This is a genomic window from Aromatoleum buckelii (genome assembly GCF_012910785.2).
In the GTDB taxonomy this organism is placed as follows: domain Bacteria; phylum Pseudomonadota; class Gammaproteobacteria; order Burkholderiales; family Rhodocyclaceae; genus Aromatoleum; species Aromatoleum buckelii.
On sequence record NZ_WTVH02000009.1, the window covers coordinates 436,185 to 458,513 of the forward strand.

At 64.2% G+C, this 22,329-nt stretch carries 20 protein-coding genes; 14 read left to right on the top strand and 6 right to left on the bottom strand.

Annotated features, from left to right (window positions below):
• The first annotated feature begins 24 nt into the window (after positions 1-24).
• The 13 genes from asd to GO608_RS08260 all read left to right on the top strand — a co-directional run bounded on the left by asd (position 25) and on the right by GO608_RS08260 (position 14,542).
• The gene (gene asd, locus GO608_RS08200) at positions 25-1,158 is read left to right on the top strand and encodes an aspartate-semialdehyde dehydrogenase (RefSeq protein WP_169197446.1); all 1,134 of its coding nucleotides are present in this window, start codon (positions 25-27) and stop codon (positions 1,156-1,158) included.
• Between the two features lie 233 nt (positions 1,159-1,391).
• Positions 1,392-4,322: a motility hub landmark protein FimV gene (locus GO608_RS08205; protein WP_169197445.1), complete on the top strand. Its 2,931-nt coding sequence runs from the start codon at positions 1,392-1,394 to the stop codon at positions 4,320-4,322.
• A 70-nt stretch (positions 4,323-4,392) separates the two neighbouring features.
• Positions 4,393-4,980, top strand: a complete 588-nt coding sequence (locus GO608_RS08210; protein ID WP_343316774.1) for an energy-coupling factor transporter transmembrane component T — start codon at positions 4,393-4,395, stop codon at positions 4,978-4,980.
• The gene (gene truA, locus GO608_RS08215; protein WP_247002949.1) at positions 4,977-5,771 is read left to right on the top strand and encodes a tRNA pseudouridine(38-40) synthase TruA; all 795 of its coding nucleotides are present in this window, start codon (positions 4,977-4,979) and stop codon (positions 5,769-5,771) included. The genes GO608_RS08210 and truA overlap by 4 nt, the downstream gene beginning before the upstream one ends.
• Positions 5,772-6,395 (top strand): phosphoribosylanthranilate isomerase, encoded by a 624-nt coding sequence (locus GO608_RS08220; RefSeq protein ID WP_169197443.1) that lies wholly within the window; start codon positions 5,772-5,774, stop codon positions 6,393-6,395.
• Positions 6,382-7,593 carry a tryptophan synthase subunit beta gene (gene trpB / locus GO608_RS08225; RefSeq protein ID WP_169197442.1) on the top strand — a complete coding sequence of 404 codons (1,212 nt, stop codon included), beginning with the start codon at positions 6,382-6,384 and terminating at the stop codon, positions 7,591-7,593. The genes GO608_RS08220 and trpB overlap by 14 nt, the downstream gene beginning before the upstream one ends.
• 42 nt (positions 7,594-7,635) lie before the next feature.
• Positions 7,636-8,451 carry a tryptophan synthase subunit alpha gene (gene trpA / locus GO608_RS08230; protein ID WP_169197441.1) on the top strand — a complete coding sequence of 272 codons (816 nt, stop codon included), beginning with the start codon at positions 7,636-7,638 and terminating at the stop codon, positions 8,449-8,451.
• Complete coding sequence (gene accD / locus GO608_RS08235; RefSeq protein ID WP_169197440.1) at positions 8,448-9,317, top strand: acetyl-CoA carboxylase, carboxyltransferase subunit beta; 870 nt, start codon at positions 8,448-8,450, stop codon at positions 9,315-9,317. The genes trpA and accD overlap by 4 nt, the downstream gene beginning before the upstream one ends.
• A gap of 20 nt (positions 9,318-9,337) precedes the next feature.
• Positions 9,338-10,615 carry a bifunctional tetrahydrofolate synthase/dihydrofolate synthase gene (gene folC, locus GO608_RS08240; RefSeq protein WP_169197439.1) on the top strand — a complete coding sequence of 426 codons (1,278 nt, stop codon included), beginning with the start codon at positions 9,338-9,340 and terminating at the stop codon, positions 10,613-10,615.
• A gap of 8 nt (positions 10,616-10,623) precedes the next feature.
• Complete coding sequence (locus GO608_RS08245) at positions 10,624-11,310, top strand: SPOR domain-containing protein (RefSeq protein ID WP_169197438.1); 687 nt, start codon at positions 10,624-10,626, stop codon at positions 11,308-11,310.
• Between the two features lie 24 nt (positions 11,311-11,334).
• The gene (locus GO608_RS08250) at positions 11,335-11,826 is read left to right on the top strand and encodes a CvpA family protein (RefSeq protein WP_169197437.1); all 492 of its coding nucleotides are present in this window, start codon (positions 11,335-11,337) and stop codon (positions 11,824-11,826) included.
• 11 nt (positions 11,827-11,837) lie between these two features.
• Complete coding sequence (gene purF / locus GO608_RS08255) at positions 11,838-13,364, top strand: amidophosphoribosyltransferase (protein ID WP_169197436.1); 1,527 nt, start codon at positions 11,838-11,840, stop codon at positions 13,362-13,364.
• An 8-nt stretch (positions 13,365-13,372) separates the two neighbouring features.
• Entirely contained in the window at positions 13,373-14,542 is a 1,170-nt protein-coding gene (locus GO608_RS08260; RefSeq protein ID WP_211159241.1) for an O-succinylhomoserine sulfhydrylase, read from the top strand.
• 28 nt (positions 14,543-14,570) lie between these two features.
• On the opposite strand, the gene GO608_RS08265 is transcribed toward GO608_RS08260, so the two are convergent.
• The 3 genes from GO608_RS08265 to GO608_RS08275 are packed head-to-tail and all read right to left on the bottom strand — an operon-like array spanning position 14,571 to position 16,435.
• Positions 14,571-15,308 carry a UDP-2,3-diacylglucosamine diphosphatase gene (locus tag GO608_RS08265; protein WP_211159240.1) on the bottom strand — a complete coding sequence of 246 codons (738 nt, stop codon included), beginning with the start codon at positions 15,306-15,308 and terminating at the stop codon, positions 14,571-14,573.
• Positions 15,309-15,339: 31 nt separating this feature from the next.
• Positions 15,340-15,834 carry a peptidylprolyl isomerase gene (locus GO608_RS08270; protein ID WP_169197433.1) on the bottom strand — a complete coding sequence of 165 codons (495 nt, stop codon included), beginning with the start codon at positions 15,832-15,834 and terminating at the stop codon, positions 15,340-15,342.
• A gap of 19 nt (positions 15,835-15,853) precedes the next feature.
• Complete coding sequence (locus tag GO608_RS08275) at positions 15,854-16,435, bottom strand: peptidylprolyl isomerase (RefSeq protein ID WP_169197432.1); 582 nt, start codon at positions 16,433-16,435, stop codon at positions 15,854-15,856.
• A 374-nt stretch (positions 16,436-16,809) separates the two neighbouring features.
• On the opposite strand from GO608_RS08275, the gene cysS reads away from it, so the two are divergent.
• Positions 16,810-18,195 carry a cysteine--tRNA ligase gene (gene cysS / locus GO608_RS08280; RefSeq protein ID WP_169197431.1) on the top strand — a complete coding sequence of 462 codons (1,386 nt, stop codon included), beginning with the start codon at positions 16,810-16,812 and terminating at the stop codon, positions 18,193-18,195.
• 73 nt (positions 18,196-18,268) lie between these two features.
• On the opposite strand, the gene dnaJ is transcribed toward cysS, so the two are convergent.
• The 3 genes from dnaJ to grpE form a co-directional block, all read right to left on the bottom strand.
• Positions 18,269-19,399 carry a molecular chaperone DnaJ gene (dnaJ, locus tag GO608_RS08285; RefSeq protein ID WP_169197430.1) on the bottom strand — a complete coding sequence of 377 codons (1,131 nt, stop codon included), beginning with the start codon at positions 19,397-19,399 and terminating at the stop codon, positions 18,269-18,271.
• Between the two features lie 117 nt (positions 19,400-19,516).
• A complete protein-coding gene (dnaK, locus tag GO608_RS08290) occupies positions 19,517-21,457 on the bottom strand; it encodes a molecular chaperone DnaK (RefSeq protein WP_169197429.1) in 1,941 nt (646 codons plus the stop codon).
• A gap of 132 nt (positions 21,458-21,589) precedes the next feature.
• Entirely contained in the window at positions 21,590-22,168 is a 579-nt protein-coding gene (gene grpE, locus GO608_RS08295) for a nucleotide exchange factor GrpE (RefSeq protein ID WP_169197428.1), read from the bottom strand.
• Positions 22,169-22,329 lie beyond the last annotated feature (161 nt).

A 22,329-nucleotide genomic window follows, 5' to 3' on the forward strand; every position in this document is an offset into this window, starting at 1 on the left:
TTCTGGCAATTCGAGGTGAAGGCAATGAACAAGGTAGGTCTGGTCGGTTGGCGTGGGATGGTCGGTTCCGTGCTGATGCAGCGGATGGTCGAGGAGGGGGATTTCGCCCACATCGAGCCGGTGTATTTCTCGACGTCCGCCGCCGGCGGCAAAGCGCCGGCTTTCGGCGGCCGGGAAGCGCCGCTGCCGCTGCAGGACGCGATGAACGTCGACATGCTGCGGCAGATGGACATCGTCATCACCTGCCAGGGCGGCGATTACACGAAAGCGGTGTATCCGCAGCTGCGGGCGGCGGGCTGGAAAGGCCACTGGATCGACGCGGCGAGTGCGCTGCGGATGGAAGACAACGCAGTGATCGTCCTCGATCCGGTCAATCTCGACGTCATCAAGGATGCGCTCGCGAAGGGCGGCCGCGACTGGATCGGCGGCAACTGCACCGTGTCGCTGATGCTGATGGGCCTGGGCGGGCTGTTCCGTCACGGGCTCGTCGAGTGGGTCTCGGCGATGACCTATCAGGCCGCGTCCGGCGCCGGCGCGCAGAACATGCGTGAACTCCTCAGCCAGATGGGGGTACTGCACGACGCGGTGCGGGCCGAACTGGCCGACCCCGCATCGGCAATCCTCGACATCGATCGCAAAGTCGCCGAGACGATGCGCTCGGCCGATTTCCCGGTGAAGAACTTCCGCGGCGTGCCGCTGGCGGGCAGCCTGATCCCGTGGATCGACGTCCCGGTGGAAAACGGCCAGTCGAAGGAGGAATGGAAGGGCGGCGCGGAATGCAACAAGATCCTCGGCAACCCGCCGTTCCGCAGCGCCGGCAGCGTGCCGATCGACGGAATGTGCGTACGCATCGGTGCCATGCGCTGTCATTCGCAAGGCTTGACCATCAAGTTGCGCAAGGATGTGCCGCTGGATGAGCTCGGCGAGATCATCGGCACCGCCAATGACTGGGTGAAAGTCGTTCCCAACGAGCGCGAGATCAGCGAACGGGAACTGACGCCGACCGCCGTGACGGGAACACTCAGCGTGCCGGTCGGGCGGTTGCACAAGATGGCGATGGGACCCGAATACCTGGGTGCCTTCACCGTCGGTGACCAGCTCCTGTGGGGCGCCGCCGAACCCCTGCGGCGCATGCTGCGAATCCTGCTGTCGCAGTGAAATCGCCGGCCGGAATTGCGCCTGACGCGGTTCCGGCCCAATTCTCTCCCGCATGTCACGAACGCCGTTCGAGGGAGGCGTTCGTCCGTGAAGCGCTTCGGCAATCAGAGAATTGCTGTCAGCATTGAAACAAAATGTTAGATTGCGCGGAGCATAGCGAACACTCGCTCGCGTCCACGACGCCATCTTCCACGCAGTTTGGTGCCCTTGCAGGGTGCGGATGATATACAGTTATGAAGACCTCGCTCAAGGCTTCCCTGATCGCAGCCGCGATCGCCACGATTTCCTCCGGCAGTCAGGCTGCCGGACTTGGTCCGATCAACGTTTTCAGCGCCATCGGCCAGCCGCTTAGGGCAGAGGTCGAGCTCAACGCGACGCCGCAGGAGATGCAGTCGCTGACCGCGAGGATTGCGTCGGCGGAAGCGTTTCGGCAAGCGAGCCTGCCGTATCCCCCCCTCATGAGCGCGCTTAAACTCGCTGTGGAGAGCCGCGGAAACCGCGCCGTCGTGCGCATTTCGAGCGACCGCCCGCTCAGCGACCCTTTCGTCGATTTGCTTATCGAGCTCGACTGGACGTCCGGACGGGTCATCCGCGAATACACCTTCCTGCTCGATCCGGCTCCGGCTGGAACGCCGCCTGCACCCGTCGCGGCGCCGGTGACGGCCCCGCTGGTTGCCGCGTCGTCAGCGACACAGCGCGCCGCGCCGTCAACACCTCCGGCGCTCTCTGGCACCTCGGCTCTCCCGGCCCGCCACGAGGTGCGGCGCGGCGATACGCTGCATGGAATCGCCGAAGCGTATCGTCCCCGCGGTGCGACGCTCGACCAGATGCTGGTTGCACTATTGCGGGAGAATCCCGAGGCGTTCGACGGCGAGAACATAAACCGGATGCGAGCCGGTGCAATTCTCAAGGTTCCCTCCGAGGCAACCGTGAGTGCCGTCGAGCCGGCCCACGCGCACCGGGAGGTCGTCGCCCAGGCAGCCGATTTCGAGGCCTATCGAAAACGGTTGGCCGGAAGCGTGGCCGCACGTGCCGCAGCAATCGAACCGTCTGCGTCTCGAGTTAGGGCCGGTGCGATCGTCGCAAGAGTCGCCGAACCTGTGGGGCAGCGGGCAGGCGGCGATCAGGTAAAAGTGTCCTCCCCCTTGAATCCGGTCGCGGCCGAGGCGCTGACCGGCGAGTCTTCGCGCCTCGCCCGGCTTCAGTCGCTCGAAGAGGAATTGGTCGTCCGCGACAAGGCCCTGGAGGAAGCGAACAGCCGGCTCGCCGCGCTCGAGGCCAGCATCCGCGAAATGCAGAAACTGCTGGAAATTCGAAGCGAGGGCCTCGGCGAGTTGCAGCAGCGGGCTGGGGCCGGTGCTCCGGATAGCGCCGGCGCCGGTGCGCAGGCGAATGGACCGGCGGCAGCGGCGCTGATCGAGGTTGCAAGTGTACAACCGCGGACTGTGGAGACTGAGGCTTCGGGACCGCTCGCAGAGGAGTCGAAACCGGAAGCTGCGGTGCCGGTCGTCGAAGGCGATTTTCTCCAGAGCCTCGCTGAAGATCCGAAGATGGTCGCGGCAGGGGGCGGCATTCTTGTACTGCTTCTCGGCTATGCCGGCATCAAGGTGCGCGAACGGCGCAAGGGGGAACAGGACAGCCGCGACGCGCTGGGAATCATGAGCGAGTTGCCCCTTGCTGTGGAGGCCGGCTTCGGCGCAGCGGGCGGGCAGAACGTGAACACCGGGGACGGCAGCATCCTCGCCACCGACTTCAGCCAGTCCGGCCTCTCCGCGATCGATACCGACGAGGGAGTCGATCCGGTTGCCGAGGCCGATGTGTATATGGCGTACGGACGGGACGCCCAGGCCGAGGAAATACTGCTGGATGCACTCAAGGCAGACACTTCGCGCCTTGCGATACCGTTGAAACTGCTCGAAATTTACGCGCAGCGCAACAGTCCGAAGCAGTTCGGAGTCACTGCGTCGGCGCTCCATTCCCGTACCGAAGGTGTGGGACCGGACTGGGAGAAAGCGGCGGAGATGGGCCGGAGGATCGATCCGGACAACCCGCTCTACGGCGTATCGACCACGGCTTCCCGCGCCTCCGGCACCCAACTTCGGCAAGGCGCCACTACGAGCGATCCGCTTTCTTTCGCTACGGTAGGTGCCGGGCTTGGTGCCGTGGCGGCGGAAGCCGGCGCCGCTTCTACGGATTTCGACCAAGCTGGCGCATCGTCGCCTACCTCCGACAGGGCCGAGCGACCGGTCAGGGACTTGGACTTCCCCACCTATTCCCAAGGGGCTGACGATATTTCGCCGGTAGATCGGCCGTTCGCCGAAGCCGAATCGGCACTGTCGAAGAACCCATGGGAGCTCCCGGCTGGCGAAACCGGTGACGAAGCGGGCACTGACGCGGGCGACATCACCCTGGATGCGACCGAGGTCGATCAGGCCGTCTTTGATGCCTTGCCGCAAATCGATGCCGCAGCACTCGATTTCGACCTGGATGTCGGCCTCCCGTGGGGAGACGAAGCGACGCCTGCGGACGCCGACCAGGACGCTGCGGCAGTCGACGCTCCGTTGCCGAACGGCGCGGTTCCGGATCTCGATTTTCTCGGTGAAAGCGACGCTCCGTCAGCGGCTGAAGCGCTTCCGAGCGCCCCCCTCGTCAGCGACAGCGACGCCGATCTGCCGCTGATTCCGGGCACCCGCTTCGATCTTTCGCCGGATCTCGAGGAGCTGATGCCGGATGCCGAGGCCACCGATTTCAACCTCGATGGGCCAACGCTGATTTCCGGAGAAGTTTCCGGCGACGCGAGTCTTGCCGGCGCGGATCCGGAAGAAACGACATTCGACAGCAACCTTCTCGACTTCGATTTCGATTTCGACGATGCCACTCCGGAATCCTCGCCCGTTGTCCCGGCGCTGGACCCATCGAGCATCACTCTTGAGGAATCCGGGCACGATGAAGGCGGGATTGCCGCGCCGCTGCCGGAAATTCCGGCGGACAGCGCATTGAGCGACGAAGTGACCGAGGAAGTCGATACGAAGCTCGAACTCGCCCGGGCTTATGAGGAGATGGGCGACAAGGAAGGCGCACGCGAACTGATCGAAGAGGTGCTGCGCGAAGGCTCGCTTGCTCAGCGCGAAGCGGGAAAGCGCCTGCTGGAGCAGCTTGTCTGACTGCAGCGCGCGTCGAGTTTCCGCTGTTGCCCGGCTTCCTCCGCAAAGCGGTTTTAGTATGCATGCAGGATTGCTGATACTGATATGGGCCGCCGGCGTTGCGGTCATACAGGCTGTCTCCGGCGTGTGGCTCCTGGCCGCGGTGATCGGGAGCGGGCTCGTTGCGTCGCTGCTTGCCCCCGCGCGCAGCTGGCGTTTGGTGCGGCGGGTACGCTTCCTGCTGCTCGCTATCGTCGTTTTTTTTGCCTGGTTTACGCCGGGTGAGGCGTTGGTGGCGGACTGGCCCGGGCTGAGTCCGACTGCGGAAGGCGTGCTGCTGGCGGCGCAGCATGGCGGGCGGCTCGTCGCAGTCGTGTTTTGCGTCGCCATCCTGCTCCAGCGACTTTCCGTCGATCGTCTCGTCAGCGGCCTGTATGCGCTGTTACGGCCGCTGGAGTTTGCCGGCCTCCCGGCGAGCCGGCTCGCGGTTCGCCTGCTGCTCGTGCTGCGCTATGTCGAAGCCGGGGCCGAGCACGGCTGGACACACTGGCTCGACGAGGCCGACGATCCGTTGGACGAGACGATCAGCGTCGTGCGGGAGCGCTTCGGCTTGCGCGAGATCGCGCTGTCGGCATTATGCATCGCGTTGGGCGTGGCCTTGCTGGGGATCGTGAAGTGAGAATCGTGCTTGGCGTGGAATACGCCGGAAATGCGTTCGAGGGTTTTCAGAGCCAGGCCCATGGGCGGACGGTGCAGGATCATCTGGAAACGGCGATCGGACATATTGCCGCGCATCCGGTGCGTCTCCACTGCGCCGGCCGCACCGACGCCGGCGTTCATGCGACGGCGCAAGTCGTGCATTTCGATACCGAATCGGTCAGACCGAACTCCGGCTGGGTGCGCGGCGTCAATAGCCGCCTGTCTTCGCCGGTTGTCGTGCGCTGGGCGACCGAGGCCGGCGACGTGTTCCATGCGCGTTTTTGCGCGGTCTCGCGCCGGTACCGGTACATCCTGCACAATTCGCCGGTCCGCCCCGCGCTTCTTGCCGGCCGTGTCGGATGGTTCCATCCGCCGCTCGACGAGACCGTGATGGCCGACGCGGCCCGTTGCCTCGAAGGGTGGCACGATTTTTCCGCATTTCGCGCCGCGGGGTGCCAGGCCAAGTCGCCGGTCAAGCTGATGCACGAAGTCCGGGTGCAGCGCACCGGGGACTACATCGTGTTCGATTTCTGGGCCAATGCCTTTCTCCATCACATGGTGCGCAATCTCGTCGGCGCCCTGGTGTACGTCGGCAAGGGACGCCACTCGACCGCGTGGCTCGCAGAAGTGCTCGCTGCACGTGACCGCAGCCTTGCCGCGCTGACGTTTCCCGCTGACGGTCTTTACCTGTGCGGCGTCGAGTATGCCCCGCACTGGTCTCTGCCGGGTGAAGGGCGTATCATCGCCGTTCCTCGTATTCCTTTCGTCTGAGTGGCCCGAACCCGTATCAAGATCTGCGGCCTGACCCGCGCCGAGGATGTCCGGTCTGCGGTCGAGGCCGGCGCCGATGCGATCGGGCTGGTGTTTTATCCGCCCAGTCCGCGCTTCGTGTCATTTGAGACGGCTGCAGAACTCGCGGCGCTCGTCCCCCCGTTCGTCACCATCGTAGGACTTTTCGTCAACCCCGCGCCGGCTTTCGTCGCCGAGGCGCTGCGCCGTGTCCCGCTGCAGTTGCTCCAGTTCCACGGGGACGAAGACGAGCGCGAGTGCGTCCGCCACGGCCGTCCGTGGGTCAAGGCCGCACGGGTGCGTCCCGGAGTCGATCTGGTAGAATTCTCGGCTTGCCATCCGGGTGCCTCCGGGCTGCTGCTCGACGCGTTCGTCGAGGGCTATGGTGGCGGTGGCAAAGTATTCGACTGGACCCTGATTCCTGCAGGCCTGGACAAACCTCTGATCCTTTCCGGCGGGCTCGATCCCGACAATGTCGGCGAGGCCATCCGTCGCGTCAGGCCGTGGGCCGTCGACGTGTCGAGCGGCGTGGAATCGGGCAAGGGGATCAAGGACGCGGCGCGCATCGCTGCGTTCATCGCTGGAGTTCGACATGCAGATGGCTGACGCGCCTTACCGTTTTCCCGACCCGAGCGGTCACTTTGGTCCTTACGGCGGCGTCTTCGTCGCCGAGACGCTGATTCCGGCGCTGGACGAACTGCGCGCGGCATACGAAGCCTGCCGCGACGACCCGGCCTTCATTGCCGAGTTCGAGTACGAGCTCAAGCACTACGTCGGCCGCCCGAGCCCGATTTACCATGCCAGGCGCTGGTCCGACCTGCTCGGGGGCGCACAAATCTACCTCAAGCGCGAGGACCTCAACCACACCGGCGCGCACAAGGTGAACAACTGCATCGGCCAGGCCATGGTCGCGCGACGCATGGGCAAGCCGAGGGTGATCGCCGAAACCGGCGCGGGACAGCACGGCGTTGCCACCGCGACAGTTGCGGCGCGTTACGGCATGGAATGTGTCGTCTATATGGGGTCCGAGGATGTCAGGCGACAGGCTGCCAATGTCTATCGCATGAAACTGCTCGGCGCCACGGTGGTGCCGGTCGAATCCGGCTCGAAAACCCTGAAGGACGCGCTCAACGAGGCGATGCGCGACTGGGTCACGAACGTTCACAACACGTTCTACATCATCGGCACCGTCGCCGGGCCCCATCCATATCCGCTGATGGTGCGCGATTTCCAGACCGTCATCGGGAAGGAGTGCCTGCTGCAGATGCCGGAAATGACGGGGCGGCAGCCCGACTGCGTGATTGCGTGCGTCGGCGGCGGGTCGAACGCGATGGGCATCTTCCATCCTTACATCGACATGCCCGACGTGCGCCTGATCGGCGTCGAGGCGGCAGGCGAGGGGATGGAGTCGGGCCGCCATGCGGCCAGCCTCACCGCAGGCAAACCCGGCGTCCTGCACGGCAATCGGACTTATCTGCTGCAGGATGACGACGGTCAGATCATCGAGACGCATTCGATTTCCGCCGGCCTCGATTATCCGGGCGTCGGACCCGAGCATGCGTGGCTCAAGGACAGCGGCCGGGCGGAATACGTGACCGTCACCGACCAGGAGGCGCTGAAGGCGTTTCATGACCTGTGCCGCCTGGAGGGCATCATACCCGCGCTCGAGTCGTCACACGCGCTCGCCTACGCGGCAAGGCTCGCGCCGACGTTGCCGAAGGACAAGATCCTGCTGGTCAATCTCTCCGGGCGCGGGGACAAGGACATGCACACCGTCGCCGAGAAATCCGGCATCCAGTTCTGAGCCTGACGGGTCGCCTCGCGGCCCGCATTCCTGACACCGAATATGTCCAAAATCCAATCCACTTTTCAGCGCCTGCAGGCCACCGGGCGGCGGGCGCTGATTCCCTTCATCACTGCCGGCGATCCGGCACCGGAACTCACGGTGCCATTGATGAACGCGTTGGTCGAGGGAGGCGCCGACATCATCGAACTGGGCGTTCCGTTCTCCGACCCGATGGCCGATGGTCCGACGATACAGCGCGCCTCGGAACGCGCTCTGGCCAACGGCATGACCCTGCGCAGGGTGCTCGATACCGTCCGCGAGTTCCGCACCGGCAACGCCGAGACCCCGGTGGTCCTGATGGGGTACGCGAATCCGATCGAGGCGATGGGCGTCGAGCGGTTCGTGTCGGCCGCGCGCGAGGCCCAAATCGACGGCGTGCTGATCGTCGACTACCCGCCGGAGGAGTGCGAGAGCTTCGCGCGGGCGGCAAAAGACGCCGGACTGGATCCGATCTTCCTCCTCGCGCCGACCTCGACCGAGCAGCGTTTCCGCGACGTCGCGAGAGTCGGCAGCGGCTACATCTATTACGTCTCGCTGAAAGGCGTCACGGGCGCCGCGACGCTCGATTTCGACGAGGTGGCGGCGCGCATTCCGCAGATTCGCGCGCAGGTCGGCATGCCGGTCGGCGTCGGCTTCGGCATCCGTGATGCGGAGTCGGCGCGGCGCATCGGCGAAGTGGCTGACGCGGTGGTGATCGGCAGCCGCATCATCGAGGAGATCGAGCGCAGCCCGCGGGATCGGCTCGCCGCCAATGTCATCGCCTTCCTCAGGGAAATCCGCACGGCGCTCGATCAGATCGAAGGGGGCGTGCGATGAGCTGGCTGCAGAAACTGTTGCCGCCCAAGATCAAGCGGGCGGAGTCGGCGGCGCGCAAGTCGATCCCCGAAGGGCTGTGGAGCAAGTGCTCTGCATGCGAAGCGGTGCTGTACCGGTCGGATCTCGAAAGCAACCAGATGGTGTGCCCGAAATGCGGACATCATCAGCGCCTGCGCGCACGGGCGCGCCTCGACTTGCTGCTCGACGCGGAAGGCCGGTTCGAGATCGGCGCCGAGGTGGTGCCGGTCGACCCGCTGAAATTCAAAGACTCGCGCCGCTATACGGAACGCCTGTCGGCGGCGAGCGCAGATACTTCCGAAGCCGACGCGATGGTGGTGATGCAGGGCGCGATCCTGACCGTCCCTGTGGTCGTCGCCTGCTTCGAGTTCGAGTTTCTGGGCGGTTCGATGGGTTCGGTCGTCGGTGAGCGGTTCGTCCGCGGTGCCAAGGCTGCGCTCGACCAGCGGCTGCCGTTTATCTGCATCACGGCGACCGGCGGCGCCCGGATGCAGGAAGGCTTGTTCTCGCTGATGCAGATGGCGAAGACGACTGCGGCGATCACCCAGTTCGCCCAGCGCAAACTGCCGTTCATCACGCTGCTGACGGATCCGACGATGGGGGGGGTGTCGGCGAGCTTTGCGTTCATCGGCGACGTTGTGATCGCCGAACCTGGTGCCCTGATCGGCTTCGCCGGCCCGCGGGTGATCGAGCAGACGGTGCGCGAAACTCTCCCTGAGGGATTTCAGCGATCCGAGTTCCTGCTCGAAAAAGGCGCGATCGATCTGATCGTCGATCGGCGCGAGATGCGACCGAAGCTTGCCGAACTGCTGACGCTGTTGACGCGCCAGCCGGCGATCGGCGTATAGGCCAAGCGGAACGACGCCCGATGCAATCCCCCGAAACCCTGAAGGGCTGGCTGGAACTGCTGGATCGCCGCCCGGGACTGCCGATCCGGCTCGGCCTGGAGCGGGTTGCCCAAGTCCGGGACGCGCTCGACAGCCGCAGCGACGCAGTGGTGATAACGGTCGGAGGCACGAACGGCAAAGGATCGACATGCGCGATGCTCGAAGCCGTTCTGATCGCCGCAGGTTATCGCGTCGGGTGTTATACGTCGCCCCATTTGCTGCGCTACAACGAACGCGTGCGCATCGACGGGCGCGAGGTCGGCGACGAAGCGCTCGTCGCGGCTTTCAACTGTGTCGAACGGGCGCGCGGCGACGTGCCGCTGACGTATTTCGAACAGGGCACGCTCGCGGCTTGGCAGGTGTTCTGCCGCGAGCCGCTCGACGTGATCATTCTCGAAGTCGGGCTGGGCGGTCGGCTCGATGCGGTCAACGTGTTCGAGCCGGATTGCGCCGTTGTCACAAGCGTCGCGATGGATCACATGGATTATCTCGGCGATAGCCGCGAGAAAATCGGCTTCGAGAAAGCGGGAATCTTCCGCGCCGGTCGCCCCGCGATCTGTTCCGATCCGCTGCCGCCGGAATCCTTGATCGCGCACGCGCGGCAGATCGGTGCCGATTTGCGCCTGGTAGGCCAGGATTTCGGATTTTCGGGCGATCGCACGCAGTGGACCTGGTGGAGCCGGGACGGCCGCCGTCGAGGCGGGCTCGCGTACCCGTCACTGCGCGGGGCGAATCAGCTGCTCAATGCCGCGGCAGTCCTGATGGCGCTCGAAACCGTGCGCGAGCGAGTTCCGGTATCGATGCAGGCGGTGCGCGAGGGCTTGATGCTGGTCGAACTGCCGGGGCGTTTCCAGGTGCTCGCGGGGAAGCCCTCGGTGGTGCTCGACGTGGCGCATAACCCGCAGGCGGCCGGCGTGCTGGCCGAAAATCTTTCGAACATGGGCTACTTTCCGGAGACGTGGGCAGTATTCGGCATGCTCGCCGACAAGGACGTGGAAGGCGTGGTCAACCTGATTCGCGACAAGATCGACCACTGGCTGCTCACCAGTCTGCCCGGCCCGCGCGGCCTGTCCGCCGCCGCACTCGCCGCGCGCCTCGCTGCCTGCGGGGTCGGCGGAGAGGTGCGCTGCTTCGATCGGCCCTCGGACGCGTTCGACGTCGCCCGAACGAGCGCCGAGGAGGGTGATAGAATTGTCGCCTTCGGTTCATTTCTCACGGTGGCGGACGTGCTCGAAGCGGTGCATGCTGCTCGCCACTGAGGTTTCGCGTGACAGATAACGACAACCTCGACCTCAAGAAACGGTCGCGACGCCGTTTGGTAGGGGCCGCGGCCATTGCGTTGCTTGCGGCAATTGTGCTCCCCATGGTGATGGACCAGGAGCCCCGTCCGCCTGCCGAAGACATCCAGATCACGATTCCCGATCGGGACGCCGACGCTGCACTTTCCCTGCCGATCGCCGGTCGCCCCTTGGTACCCGCCGAGCCCCCGCTCGTGCAATCGCCCGAGGAACAGCCGTCGTCCCCGGACAAGACCGCCGAAACCGATCCTGTGCCTGTTGCGCCGCTTGCCGACCCGAAACCGCCTTCTGCCCCGCGCTCGACCGGCACTGCCCAGAAACCGGTCGAGCCAAATGTTCGTCCTGCGCCGGATCGTGCGGCTGCACCGCCGGCCGGCGATGAAGCCGCGCGGGCGCTGGCACTGCTGGAGGGCAAGAAGCCGACTGTCGCTTCGACTGACGAGTCCTTCGTGGTTCAGATCGGCGCGTTCGGTGAAGCATCGAAAGCGAATACCCTGGGCGCAGATCTCAAGAAGCGCGGATTTGCTGCCTATACGGAGAAGGCCGGTGCTGTCACGCGGGTACGCATCGGACCTTTCAGTAGTCGTGAAGAGGCGGACAAGGTGGCCGAAAGGCTGAGATTGAGCGGTATGAGCGGTGTCGTGGTGCAGCGGTGAGCCTGCGGCGGGCCCGCGTTCTTGATGACCGCGTTTGACTACATTTTTCTGGGCGTGCTGGGATTTTCGGCACTCATCGGCCTCTGGCGAGGTCTGGCAAGCGAAGTGCTTTCCCTTTTGGCCTGGGTGCTGGCGCTGTTTGCAACCTGGCGTTATGGAAGTGACACCGCAGCATCGCTGGCGGGAATCGTGAGCGAGCCCGCGTGGCGGTATGTGGCGGCGTTTGTGCTGATCTTCATCGCAGTCCTGTTGCTGGCGGCGCTGCTGCGGTTTTTGCTCCGGGAATTGTTGAAAGCTGCCGGACTCGGCGCTGCCGATCATTTTTTTGGCGCGATTTATGGGCTCGCACGCGGCTTGGCGATAGTGTTCTCGGCAGTGCTGCTTGGAGGAATGATCGGTGTGGCGCAGGAGCCCTGGTGGGCGAACGCGAAGTTCGCGCCGCCGATGGAAGTGGCGGTGATTTCCGTCAAACCGTGGCTGCCGGACGTGGTGGCTGACAGGATTCGTTTCAGATAGGTGTTTATTCCATGTGCGGAATTTTAGGGGTCGTCGCGACTTCCCCGGTCAACCAGTTGCTCTACGATGGCCTCCAGGTCCTGCAGCACCGTGGTCAGGATGCTGCCGGGATCGCGACTTCCGAGGGCGGACGCTTCTTGATGCACAAGGGGCCGGGCCTCGTGCGCGACGTGTTTCGTACGCGAAACATGCGCAATCTCGTCGGCAACTGGGGTATCGGCCATGTCCGCTATCCCACTGCGGGGTCCGCGTACAACCCCGCTGAAGCGCAGCCGTTCTACGTCAATTCCCCGTTCGGGCTGTTGCTTGCGCACAATGGCAACCTGACCAACTCGGAGGAACTCAAGCGGGAAATGTTCCTTTCCGACCTGCGGCACATCAACACCAATTCGGATTCCGAAGTGCTGCTGAACGTGCTGGCCCATGAACTGCAGGCGGCGGCGAAGGGTTTCAAGCTAGATGAGGACGCAATCTTCCGCGCCGTCTCCGGCGTCCATCGGCGCTGCCGCGGCGCGTATGCGGTGGTCGTGATGATTGCCGGCTACGGCCTGCTCGCGTTCCGCGACCCGTACGGGATCCGGCCGCTCGTGGTCGGGCGCAATGACGTCGAGGCGGGGCAGGAATGGCTCGTCGCCTCGGAGTCCGTCGCGATGGATGTCCTCGGATTCAAGATGCTGCGCGATGTCGCCCCCGGCGAAGCGATTCTCATCGATACGCAGGGGAATTTCCGAAGCCGGCAGTGCGCGGACAAGACTGTCGAAGCGCCCTGCATGTTCGAGTTTGTTTATCTCGCGCGGCCGGATTCGATCATCGACGGGGTGTCGGTGTACGAATCGCGCGTCAAGATGGGCGAGTTCCTCGCCGACAAGCTCAAGCGCGTGATGCCGCACGCCGAGATCGACGTCGTGATCCCGATTCCCGATTCGAGCCGACCTTCGGCGATGGAAATGGCCCACCGGCTGAATCTTCCCTATCGCGAAGGGTTCGTGAAGAACCGTTATATCGGCCGCACTTTCATCATGCCGGGCCAGGCGATCCGGCGTAAGTCGGTGCGCCAGAAGCTGAACACGATTCCGCAGGAATTCAGGGGCAAGAAAGTGCTCCTCGTCGACGATTCGATCGTGCGGGGAACGACCAGTCGCGAAATCGTGACGATGGCGCGCGAGGCCGGTGCCGAGAAAGTCTACATGGCGTCGGCCGCGCCTCCTGTCCGGCATGCGAACGTGTACGGAATCGACATGCCGACGCGCAGCGAACTGATCGCCGCAAGCCGCGACGAGGCGCAGATCTGCCGGGAGATCGGAGCGGACGGGTTGATCTACCAGGACCTCGCCGACCTGAAGGCCGCAGTGAGAGCCGTGAATCCGGCGATCAGCTTCTTCGAGACTTCGTGCTTCGACGGATGCTACGTGACTGGAGACATCACGTCGGAGTATCTCGACGGGATCGAGAACCGGCACGATGCCGGCAGCTCCTCATCGGACGATAGCGAGGGCGGACAGCTCGACCTCAATCTGGTCGGCAGCCACGACAACTGATCATGCCCATGAATCCCTACGAATTCGACACCTTGGCCGTGCGGGCAGGCACTGCACGCAGCCAGTTCAACGAGCACAGCGAAGCGCTTTACCTGACATCGAGCTTCGTGTTTGGCAGCGCAGCGCAGGCGGCAGCGCGTTTTTCCGGCGAGGAGCCGGGCAACGTCTATGCGCGTTTCTCGAACCCGACCGTCACCGCAATGCAGGAGCGGCTCGCGGCGCTCGAAGGCGCGGAGGCGTGCGTCGCGACCGCGTCCGGAATGTCGGCGATTCTCTCGCTGGCGATGGCGACGCTGAAAGCCGGCGATCACGTCGTCGCTTCGACGGGGCTGTTCGGTGCGACACAGCAGCTGTTCGGCACGATCCTCTCGAAGTTCGGCATCGAGACCAGCTTTGTCGCCGCCACCGAACTCGATGCGTACCGCGCCGCGGTGACGCCGCGCACGCGCCTTTTCTTCGTCGAAACGCCGTCGAATCCGCTCACCGAAGTCATCGACATCGCAGCGGTCGCGGAGATTGCCCATGCTGCGGGTGCGCTGTTCGCCGTCGACAACTGTTTCTGCACCCCCGCATTGCAGCGCCCGCTGGAGCTGGGCGCCGACGTCGTCGTGCATTCGGCGACCAAATACCTCGACGGGCAGGGAAGAGTGCTGGGCGGCGCGGTCGCCGGGGCGAAAGTCGTCGTCGACGAGGTGCTGAAGTTCCTGCGTACTGCCGGACCGAGCATTTCGCCGTTCAATGCGTGGGTGATTCTGAAAGGTCTGGAGACGCTGCGCATCCGAATGGAAGCGCAGTCGGCGACGAGCCTCAATCTGGCGCGCTGGCTGGAGCATCAGCCGGGAGTGGTGCGCGTGTTTTACCCCGGCCTCGCGTCGCACCCGCAGCACGCACTGGCGATGCGCCAGCAAAAATCCGGCGGCGCGATCGTCAGCTTCGAAGTTGCAGGGGGCCGCGAACGCGCGTGGCAGGTGGTCGACGCCACCCAGATGATTTCGATCACCGCGAATCTCGGCGACACGAAAACGACGATCACTCATCCGGCGTCGACGACGCACGGGCGCATCAGCGCCGAAGCGCGTGCTGCAGCGGGAATCGGAGAAGGATTGCTGCGTGTCGCCGTCGGTCTCGAATCGATCGAGGACCTGCGTGCCGACCTTGCCCGGGGTCTGGGGGCCTGATCCTTCGGCCTCGACGGCAAGGTTGCGGTCAGCGGTCGGCGTTCGGCCCGAACCGCAGCGCCACCGGGGGGCCGGCCTCCTCCCAGCGCAGATAGGGCGCGTCGTCGTGCCAGTCGGCGAGCACCCATCGTCCGCATGATCGGCCGTCCACGATGTGCACATGGTGCGCCGGACGATGCGTATGACCGTGAATGAGCGTCGGATAGTCGTGCTCGCGTAGCAGCGTTTCGACGGCGGACGCATTCACGTCCATGATCTCCATCGTCTTTTCCTGCTTCGCGGTTTCGCTTTGGGATCGCAGGCCCTCGATGACCTGTTTGCGCTGCGCGAGCGGCCGCTCCAGAAAAACTCGTTGCCAGACGGGGTCGCGAACCAGGCGACGAAACGACTGGTAATGCTCGTCGTCGGTGCACAGGATATCGCCGTGGCTCAGCAGTACCGCTTTCCCGCCGAGATCGATCAGCGCCGGATCGGCAAGGATCTGCAGGCGGGCTGTGCGGGCGTAGGACTCGCCAAGCAGAAAATCGCGGTTGCCCGGCAGGAAGAAGAGGCTCGTCCCCGTTTCGGCGAGCGCCGCCAAGGCGTCGCTGACCGCGTTGCCCAGCGGTGTCGCGTCATCATCCCCGGCCCAGTATTCGAAAAGGTCGCCGAGGATGTAGAGGGCCTGGGCGCTGCGCGCCGGGCCCTGAAGGAACGCGAAAAAAGCCCGGAGCGTGCCGGGCCGTTGCTCGCACAGGTGGAGGTCGGAAATGAACAGGGCCGACATCGAGGCCTGTGCCGGCAAGTTGCGCAGCGAGTCAGACGATTTCGGCGCGCTCGATCACGACGTCCTCGACCGGGACATCCTGGTGAAAGCCGCTGGAGCCAGTCTTGACCGAGCGAATCTCATTCACGACATCCATGCCGTCGGTAACCCGGCCGAACACGCAGTAGCCCCAGCCCTGGGTGTCCGCCGAGCGGAAATCGAGGAAGTCGTTATCGGCAACGTTGATGAAAAATTGCGCCGTCGCGGAGTGCGGAGCCTGCGTGCGGGCCATCGCGACCGTTCCGGTGACGTTCTTCAGGCCGTTGTCGGCTTCGTTCTTGATCGGCTCGCGAGTCGGTTTCTGCACCATGCCGGGTTCGAAACCTCCGCCCTGGATCATGAAACCCTTGATGACACGATGAAAGATCGTGTTGTCGTAATGGCCGGCGGTAACGTAGGCGAGGAAATTCTCGACCGTTTCCGGAGCCTTCTCGGCATCCAGTTCGATGGTGATCGTACCGTGGTTGGTATGAAGCTTGACTGCCATGGAAAGCTCCTGGTTGGGCTTACTGCTGGGGGGATTTTGCCGGCGCCGCGTCCACGATGCGGACCGATTCGATCGTGACCGGCTGCTCGGGAACATTCTGCATGCCATTCACGGTGCGGGTCGGAAGCCGGCCGATTTTCTGCACGACGTCGAACCCCTCGGTGACTTCGCCGAAAACCGCATACCCCCAGCCGTCACGGGCCGGGTAGTCGAGAAAGCGGTTGTCGACGAGGTTGATGAAGAATTGTGCGCTCGCCGAATGAGGATCGGCCGTGCGGGCCATGGCGAGCGTGCCGGCTTCGTTGCGCAGGCCGTTCTTCGCTTCGTTCTCGATCGGGGCGCGGGTAGGTTTCTGCCGCATCGCCGCGTCGAAGCCGCCGCCCTGAACCATGAATCCGTCGATGACGCGATGGAAAATGGTGCCGTTGAAGTGGCCGCTCTTCACGTATTCAATGAAGTTCGCGACGGATTTGGGTGCCTTGTCGGCGAAAAGTTCGATCACCACCGGACCTTCGCTGGTCCGCATCTCGACAACCGGGTTGGCTGCGCCGGCGGAAATGAGCCAACCGAACAGAAAGAGTGAGGCGAGCAGGCGCTTCATCGTCGGGTTTCCAGGAGTGAGGAGTGGAGGAGCGGAGAAGACATTTTATCGGGCGAGGCGTTCTGTGATCGTCGGGCCCTGCGCCGGGTCGTGTTGAGAGCCGCACGGGTGAGTCGGTGCAACGAAGGGATTCGAACCCGCTCCGGCTCGGAACATGTTGTCGTTATGCTAGAATCACCGCGACTTTCCGTGAAATCCGCGCGGATCGAGCACATTCTATCAAAGAAATCTGCGCCGCATCGCAATCGAGTGATGGAGGCGAAACGGCTGGGGCGGACCGACGGGTACCGCCTTTTTTGTTGTATCGGTGGCGGTTGCCGATTCCATTCGCGACCTGCGAATCGGCTGCCAGAACCCGACCAGGCGGAAGAAACATGCTGCACATTCACAATACGCTGACACGAAGAAAGGAAGCCTTCGTTCCGATCGACCCGGGCAAGGTGCGGATGTACGTCTGCGGGATGACGGTCTATGACTATTGCCACCTCGGGCATGCGCGCGTGATGGTGGTCTTCGACATGGTAGCGCGCTGGTTGCGGGCGAGCGGTTTCGAACTCACGTACGTGCGGAACATCACCGACATCGACGACAAGATCATCAGGCGGGCGGGCGAGAAAGGTGAATCGATCCGCACGCTGACGGACCGGTTCATTGCCGCGATGCATGAGGATGCGGATGCGCTCGGCGTGCTGCGGCCCGACCACGAGCCGCGTGCGACGGAATATGTGGCGCAGATGCAGTCACTCATCGGCCGCTTGCGGGACAAAGGGCTCGCCTATGTCGCCGGGAACCGCGACGTGTGCTACTCGGTTCGAAAATTCGACAGCTATGGCCGGCTTTCCGGCAAGTCGCTCGACGAGCTGCGCGCCGGCGAGCGCGTCGAAGTTGCCGGCGACAAGCAGGATCCACTCGATTTCGTGCTGTGGAAGCATGCCCGGACCGACGAGCCCGATGAAGTCAAATGGGCGTCGCCGTGGGGAGCGGGGCGCCCCGGCTGGCACATCGAGTGCTCGGCGATGAGTTCGGACCTGCTGGGTGAACAGTTCGACATCCATGGCGGCGGTCAGGACCTGCAGTTTCCTCATCACGAAAACGAGATCGCGCAGTCCGAGGGCGCGCACGGGCATACGTTCGTCAATTACTGGATGCACAACGGTTTTGTCCGGGTCGACGACGAAAAGATGTCGAAATCGCTCGGCAACTTCTTCACGATCCGCAACGTCCTCGAGCGTTTCGACCCTGAAGTCGTCCGCTTTTTCATCCTGCGCGCGCACTACCGCAGCCCGCTGAATTATTCCGACGCGCACCTCGAAGACGCGCGCCAGGCGCTGACACGCCTCTATACCGCGTTGCGCAACGTCGAGCCGTCCGATGCGCAAGTCGACTGGGATGAACCGCATGCGGTGCGATTCCGCGCCGCGATGGACGACGATTTCAACACTGCGGAAGCGGTGGCGGTGCTTTTCGAACTCGCGAACGAAGCCAACCGCAGCGGATCCGCCGCGATCGCGGCGCAGTTGAAGGGGCTGGGAGGCGTGCTCGGCCTGCTCGCGCGTGAGCCGGCGAACTTCCTTCAAGGCAGGATGGCCGGCGAACCGGATGAGGGGGAAGGCGTCGCGATCGAGTCGATGATCGAGCGCCGCGCGTTGGCGAAGAAGTCGAAGGACTACGCGGAGGCCGACCGGATCCGCGCGCAACTGCTCGCGGCCGGAATCGTCCTCGAGGATACGCCGCAAGGCACGATCTGGCGCCGCGCCTGAACGCGTTGTTTCCCGGCGACTCGCGACGCGAGCCCCCGGGGCAGGTGTCGATTTGCCGCGGTGAGCTTGCCGCTCAGGCGCCGAAGAAGTCCTTGACCTTGTCCATCCAGGATTTTGCCTTCGGGTTGTGGCGGTCGGCGTCCGAGCTGGAAACCTCCTCGAATTCGCGCAACAGCTCTTTCTGACGTTCCGTAAGATTGACCGGGGTCTCGACGACGACATGGCACATCAGGTCGCCATGCCCCTGCGAGCGGACGTTGCGAATTCCCTTCCCGCGCAGCCGGAACACTTTGCCGCTCTGCGTCTCAGCGGGAATTTTCAGCCGTGCCATGCCTTCGAGCGTCGGGATTTCGATCTCGCCGCCGAGCGCCGCGGTCGTGATGCTGATCGGCATCTCGCAATGCAGGTCGTCGTGGTCGCGCTGGAATACCGGGTGGGCGCGGATATGGATCTCGACGTACAGGTCTCCCGGTGGCCCGCCATTGACACCCGGTTCGCCGTGACCGGCGTGGCGCAGACGCATTCCTTCGTCGATTCCCGCCGGGATCTTCACTTCCAGCGTCTTCTGCCGCTTCACTCGGCCAGCGCCGCCGCAGTCGCGGCACGGGTCCGGAATGATCCGTCCCGTGCCGTGGCACTTCGGGCAGGTCTGCTGGATCGAGAAGAAGCCTTGCTGGATGCGTACCTGGCCGGCGCCGCCGCAGGTGGGGCAGGGCTTCGGCTGCGTGCCGGGTTTCGCGCCGCTGCCATGGCAGGTTTCGCATTCCTCGACGGTCGGGATGCGGATCGTCTTGTCGGCGCCGCGGGCCGCTTCTTCGAGAGAGATTTCGAGGTTGTAGCGAAGATCTGCGCCGCGATACACGTTCGACCGTCCGCGTCCGCCGCCGCCTGCGCCGCCGAAAATATCGCCGAAGATGTCCGAAAACGCGTCGGCGAACCCTTCGAAACCCTGCCCGCCCGGCCCGGCGCCCGCAGACGAATCGACGCCCGCGTGTCCGTAGCGGTCGTACGCAGCACGCTTTTGCGCATCGGACAGGATCTCGTACGCGTTTTTCGCTTCCTTGAAGTGGTCCTCGGAGTCCTTGTTGTCCGGATTGCGGTCCGGATGATGCTTCATGGCCAGCTTGCGGTAGGCCTTCTTGATCTCGTCATCCGAGGCGTCGCGGTTGACACCCAGCACCTCGTAGTAATCCCTTTTTGCCATCTTGGTCCGCTCAGGCTGTGAGACCGGGAGGGTCTCCAGATCATGCAAAAGGCCGAGCCGGCCGGTGCGAGGGGCACCGGCAGGGGCTCGGCCGACATCTCGCCTTCCGGCGAGCGATTACTTCTTGTCTTTGACTTCGGTGAACTCGGCGTCGACGACGTCGGCATCCGCAGCCTTCGAGCCGCCCGCGGCGCCGCCGCCAGCTGCCTCGCCCGTGGCACCGCCTTCGGCGCCGCCCTGCGACTGCGCGTACATCTGCTCGCCGAGCTTCTGGCTGGCCGTCGCTAGAGCCTGCATCCGGGCTTCGATCGTGTCCTTGTCGTTGCTCTTCAGCGCCTCTTCCGCGTCCTTCATCGCCTGTTCGATCTTTTCCTTCTCGTCGGCGCCGATCTTGTCGCCGTATTCGGTCAGCGATTTCTTCACCGAATGCACCAGTGCGTCGCACTGATTGCGGGTATCGACCAGCTCGTGGGCCTTCTTGTCTTCCTCGGCGTGCGCCGCGGCGTCCTGCACCATGCGCTTGATCTCGTCCTCGGACAGGCCCGAGTTCGCCTGGATCTTGATCTTGTTCTCCTTGCCGGTCGCCTTGTCCTTCGCCGACACGTGCAGGATGCCGTTCGCGTCGATGTCGAACGTGACCTCGATCTGCGGCATGCCGCGCGGCGCGGGCGGGATGTCCGACAGGTTGAACTGGCCGAGGCTCTTGTTGCCGGAGGCCATTTCGCGTTCGCCCTGCAGCACGTGGATCGTCACCGCCGACTGGTTGTCGTCGGCGGTGGAGAACACCTGGCTCGCCTTGGTCGGCACCGTGGTGTTCTTCTGGATCAGCTTCGTCATCACGCCGCCGAGCGTCTCGATGCCGAGCGACAGGGGGGTCACGTCGAGCAGCAACACGTCCTTGACTTCGCCCTGCAGCACGCCGCCCTGGATCGCTGCGCCGACGGCAACGGCTTCGTCGGGATTCACGTCGCGGCGCGCTTCCTTGCCGAAGAACTCCTTGACCTTCTCCTGCACCTTCGGCATCCGGGTCTGGCCGCCGACGAGGATGACGTCGTCGATGTCGGTGATCTTGAGGCCGGCGTCCTTCAGCGCGATGCGGCACGGCTCGATCGTGCGCTGAACCAGCTCTTCGACGAGCGATTCGAATTTCGCGCGCGTGATCTTCACCGCGAGATGCTTCGGACCCGACGCGTCAGCGGTGATGTACGGCAGGTTGACTTCGGTCTGCTGGCCCGACGACAGCTCGATCTTCGCCTTCTCGGCTGCTTCCTTCAGGCGCTGCAGCGCGAGCACGTCCTTCTTCAGGTCGACGCCCTGTTCCTTCTTGAACTCGGTGACGATGTAGTCGATCAGGCGCTGGTCGAAGTCCTCGCCGCCGAGGAAAGTGTCGCCGTTGGTCGCGAGCACTTCGAACTGGTGTTCACCGTCGATGTCGGCGATCTCGATGATCGAGATGTCGAACGTGCCGCCGCCGAGGTCATACACCGCGATCTTCGAGTCGCCCGGCTTCTTGTCCATGCCGAACGCGAGCGCCGCCGCGGTCGGCTCGTTGATGATGCGCTTGACTTCCAGCCCGGCGATGCGGCCGGCGTCCTTGGTCGCCTGGCGCTGGCTGTCGTTGAAGTAGGCCGGCACCGTGATGACGGCTTCAGTGACTTCCTCGCCGAGGTAGTCCTCGGCGGTCTTCTTCATCTTGCGCAGCACTTCGGCGGACACCTGCGGCGGCGCGATCTTCTTGCCGCGCACTTCGACCCACGCGTCGCCGTTGTCGGCCTTGCAGATCGTGTAGGGCATCAGGTCGATGTCCTTCTGCACTTCCTTCTCTTCGAAGCGGCGGCCGATCAGGCGCTTGACCGCGAACAGCGTGTTCTTCGCGTTCGTGACCGCCTGGCGCTTGGCCGGTGCGCCGGTCAGGATCTCGCCGTCCTCCGCGTACGCGACGACGGACGGGGTGGTGCGCGCGCCTTCGGAGTTTTCGATGACCTTGGGCTTGCCGCCTTCCATTACGGCGACGCAGCTATTCGTCGTGCCCAGGTCGATACCGATGATTTTTCCCATTGCCGTTCCTTTCAAGTGAGGGGTGAAGGGTGAGGCGGAGGACGCCTGGCGTCGCCTAACCACGCCTCACCGGATTTTCGTTGTTCAGTAGATCGGGGCGCCGCGCCGGATTTCAAGCATCCGCGGCGAGGCTTACGTACCCTTGGCTTTCGAGACCATCACCATTGCCGGACGGATCACGCGGCCGTGCAGCAGGTAGCCTTTCTGCAGTACGCTGAGGACCGTGTTCGGCTCGCCTTCGGCTTCGATCGCGCTGATCGCCTGGTGCTTGTTCGGGTCGAACTTTTGCCCCGCCGGGTCTTCTTCGGCGAGGCCCGCGTTCTGGAACGCAGCGTTCAGTTGCTTGAGCGTCAGTTCAACCCCTTCCCGCAGGCTCTCCAGAGTCTGCTTCTCGCTCGCGAGCGCAGCTTCGAGACTGTCCTTGACCGGAAGCATGCCGCCAGCGAATTTCTCGGCGGCAAACTTCGACGCCTTGGCGATGTCTTCCTGCGCCCGACGGCGGACGTTCTCGGTTTCGGCGCGGGCTCGCAGCCATGCGTCGTGGTGTTCGGCGGCTTTCAGTTCGGCCTGACGCAGGGTTTCCTCAAGGCGCGGCATCGTGTCCATATCCGCGTTCGCCTGTTCGTTCGCCGGCTGCGGCGGCACGGACTCGCCCTCGGAAGGCTCGGGCAGTTCGCCCTGGATTTCGGAAGGCTGCTTGTTTTCCTGCATGGGTGGAATCTCCCTTTGTTCTTCGACCGAGCCCAATTGGGGGCATGATTCCATTTTTCAAGAGGGCGAGCGACTTTTCGAAAGTTGCCGGTTTGGTGGCGGGTGTGTCACGATTCGCCCCCCTTTGCGTGAACGGCGCGAGGCAGTGCTTACTGCGGGCG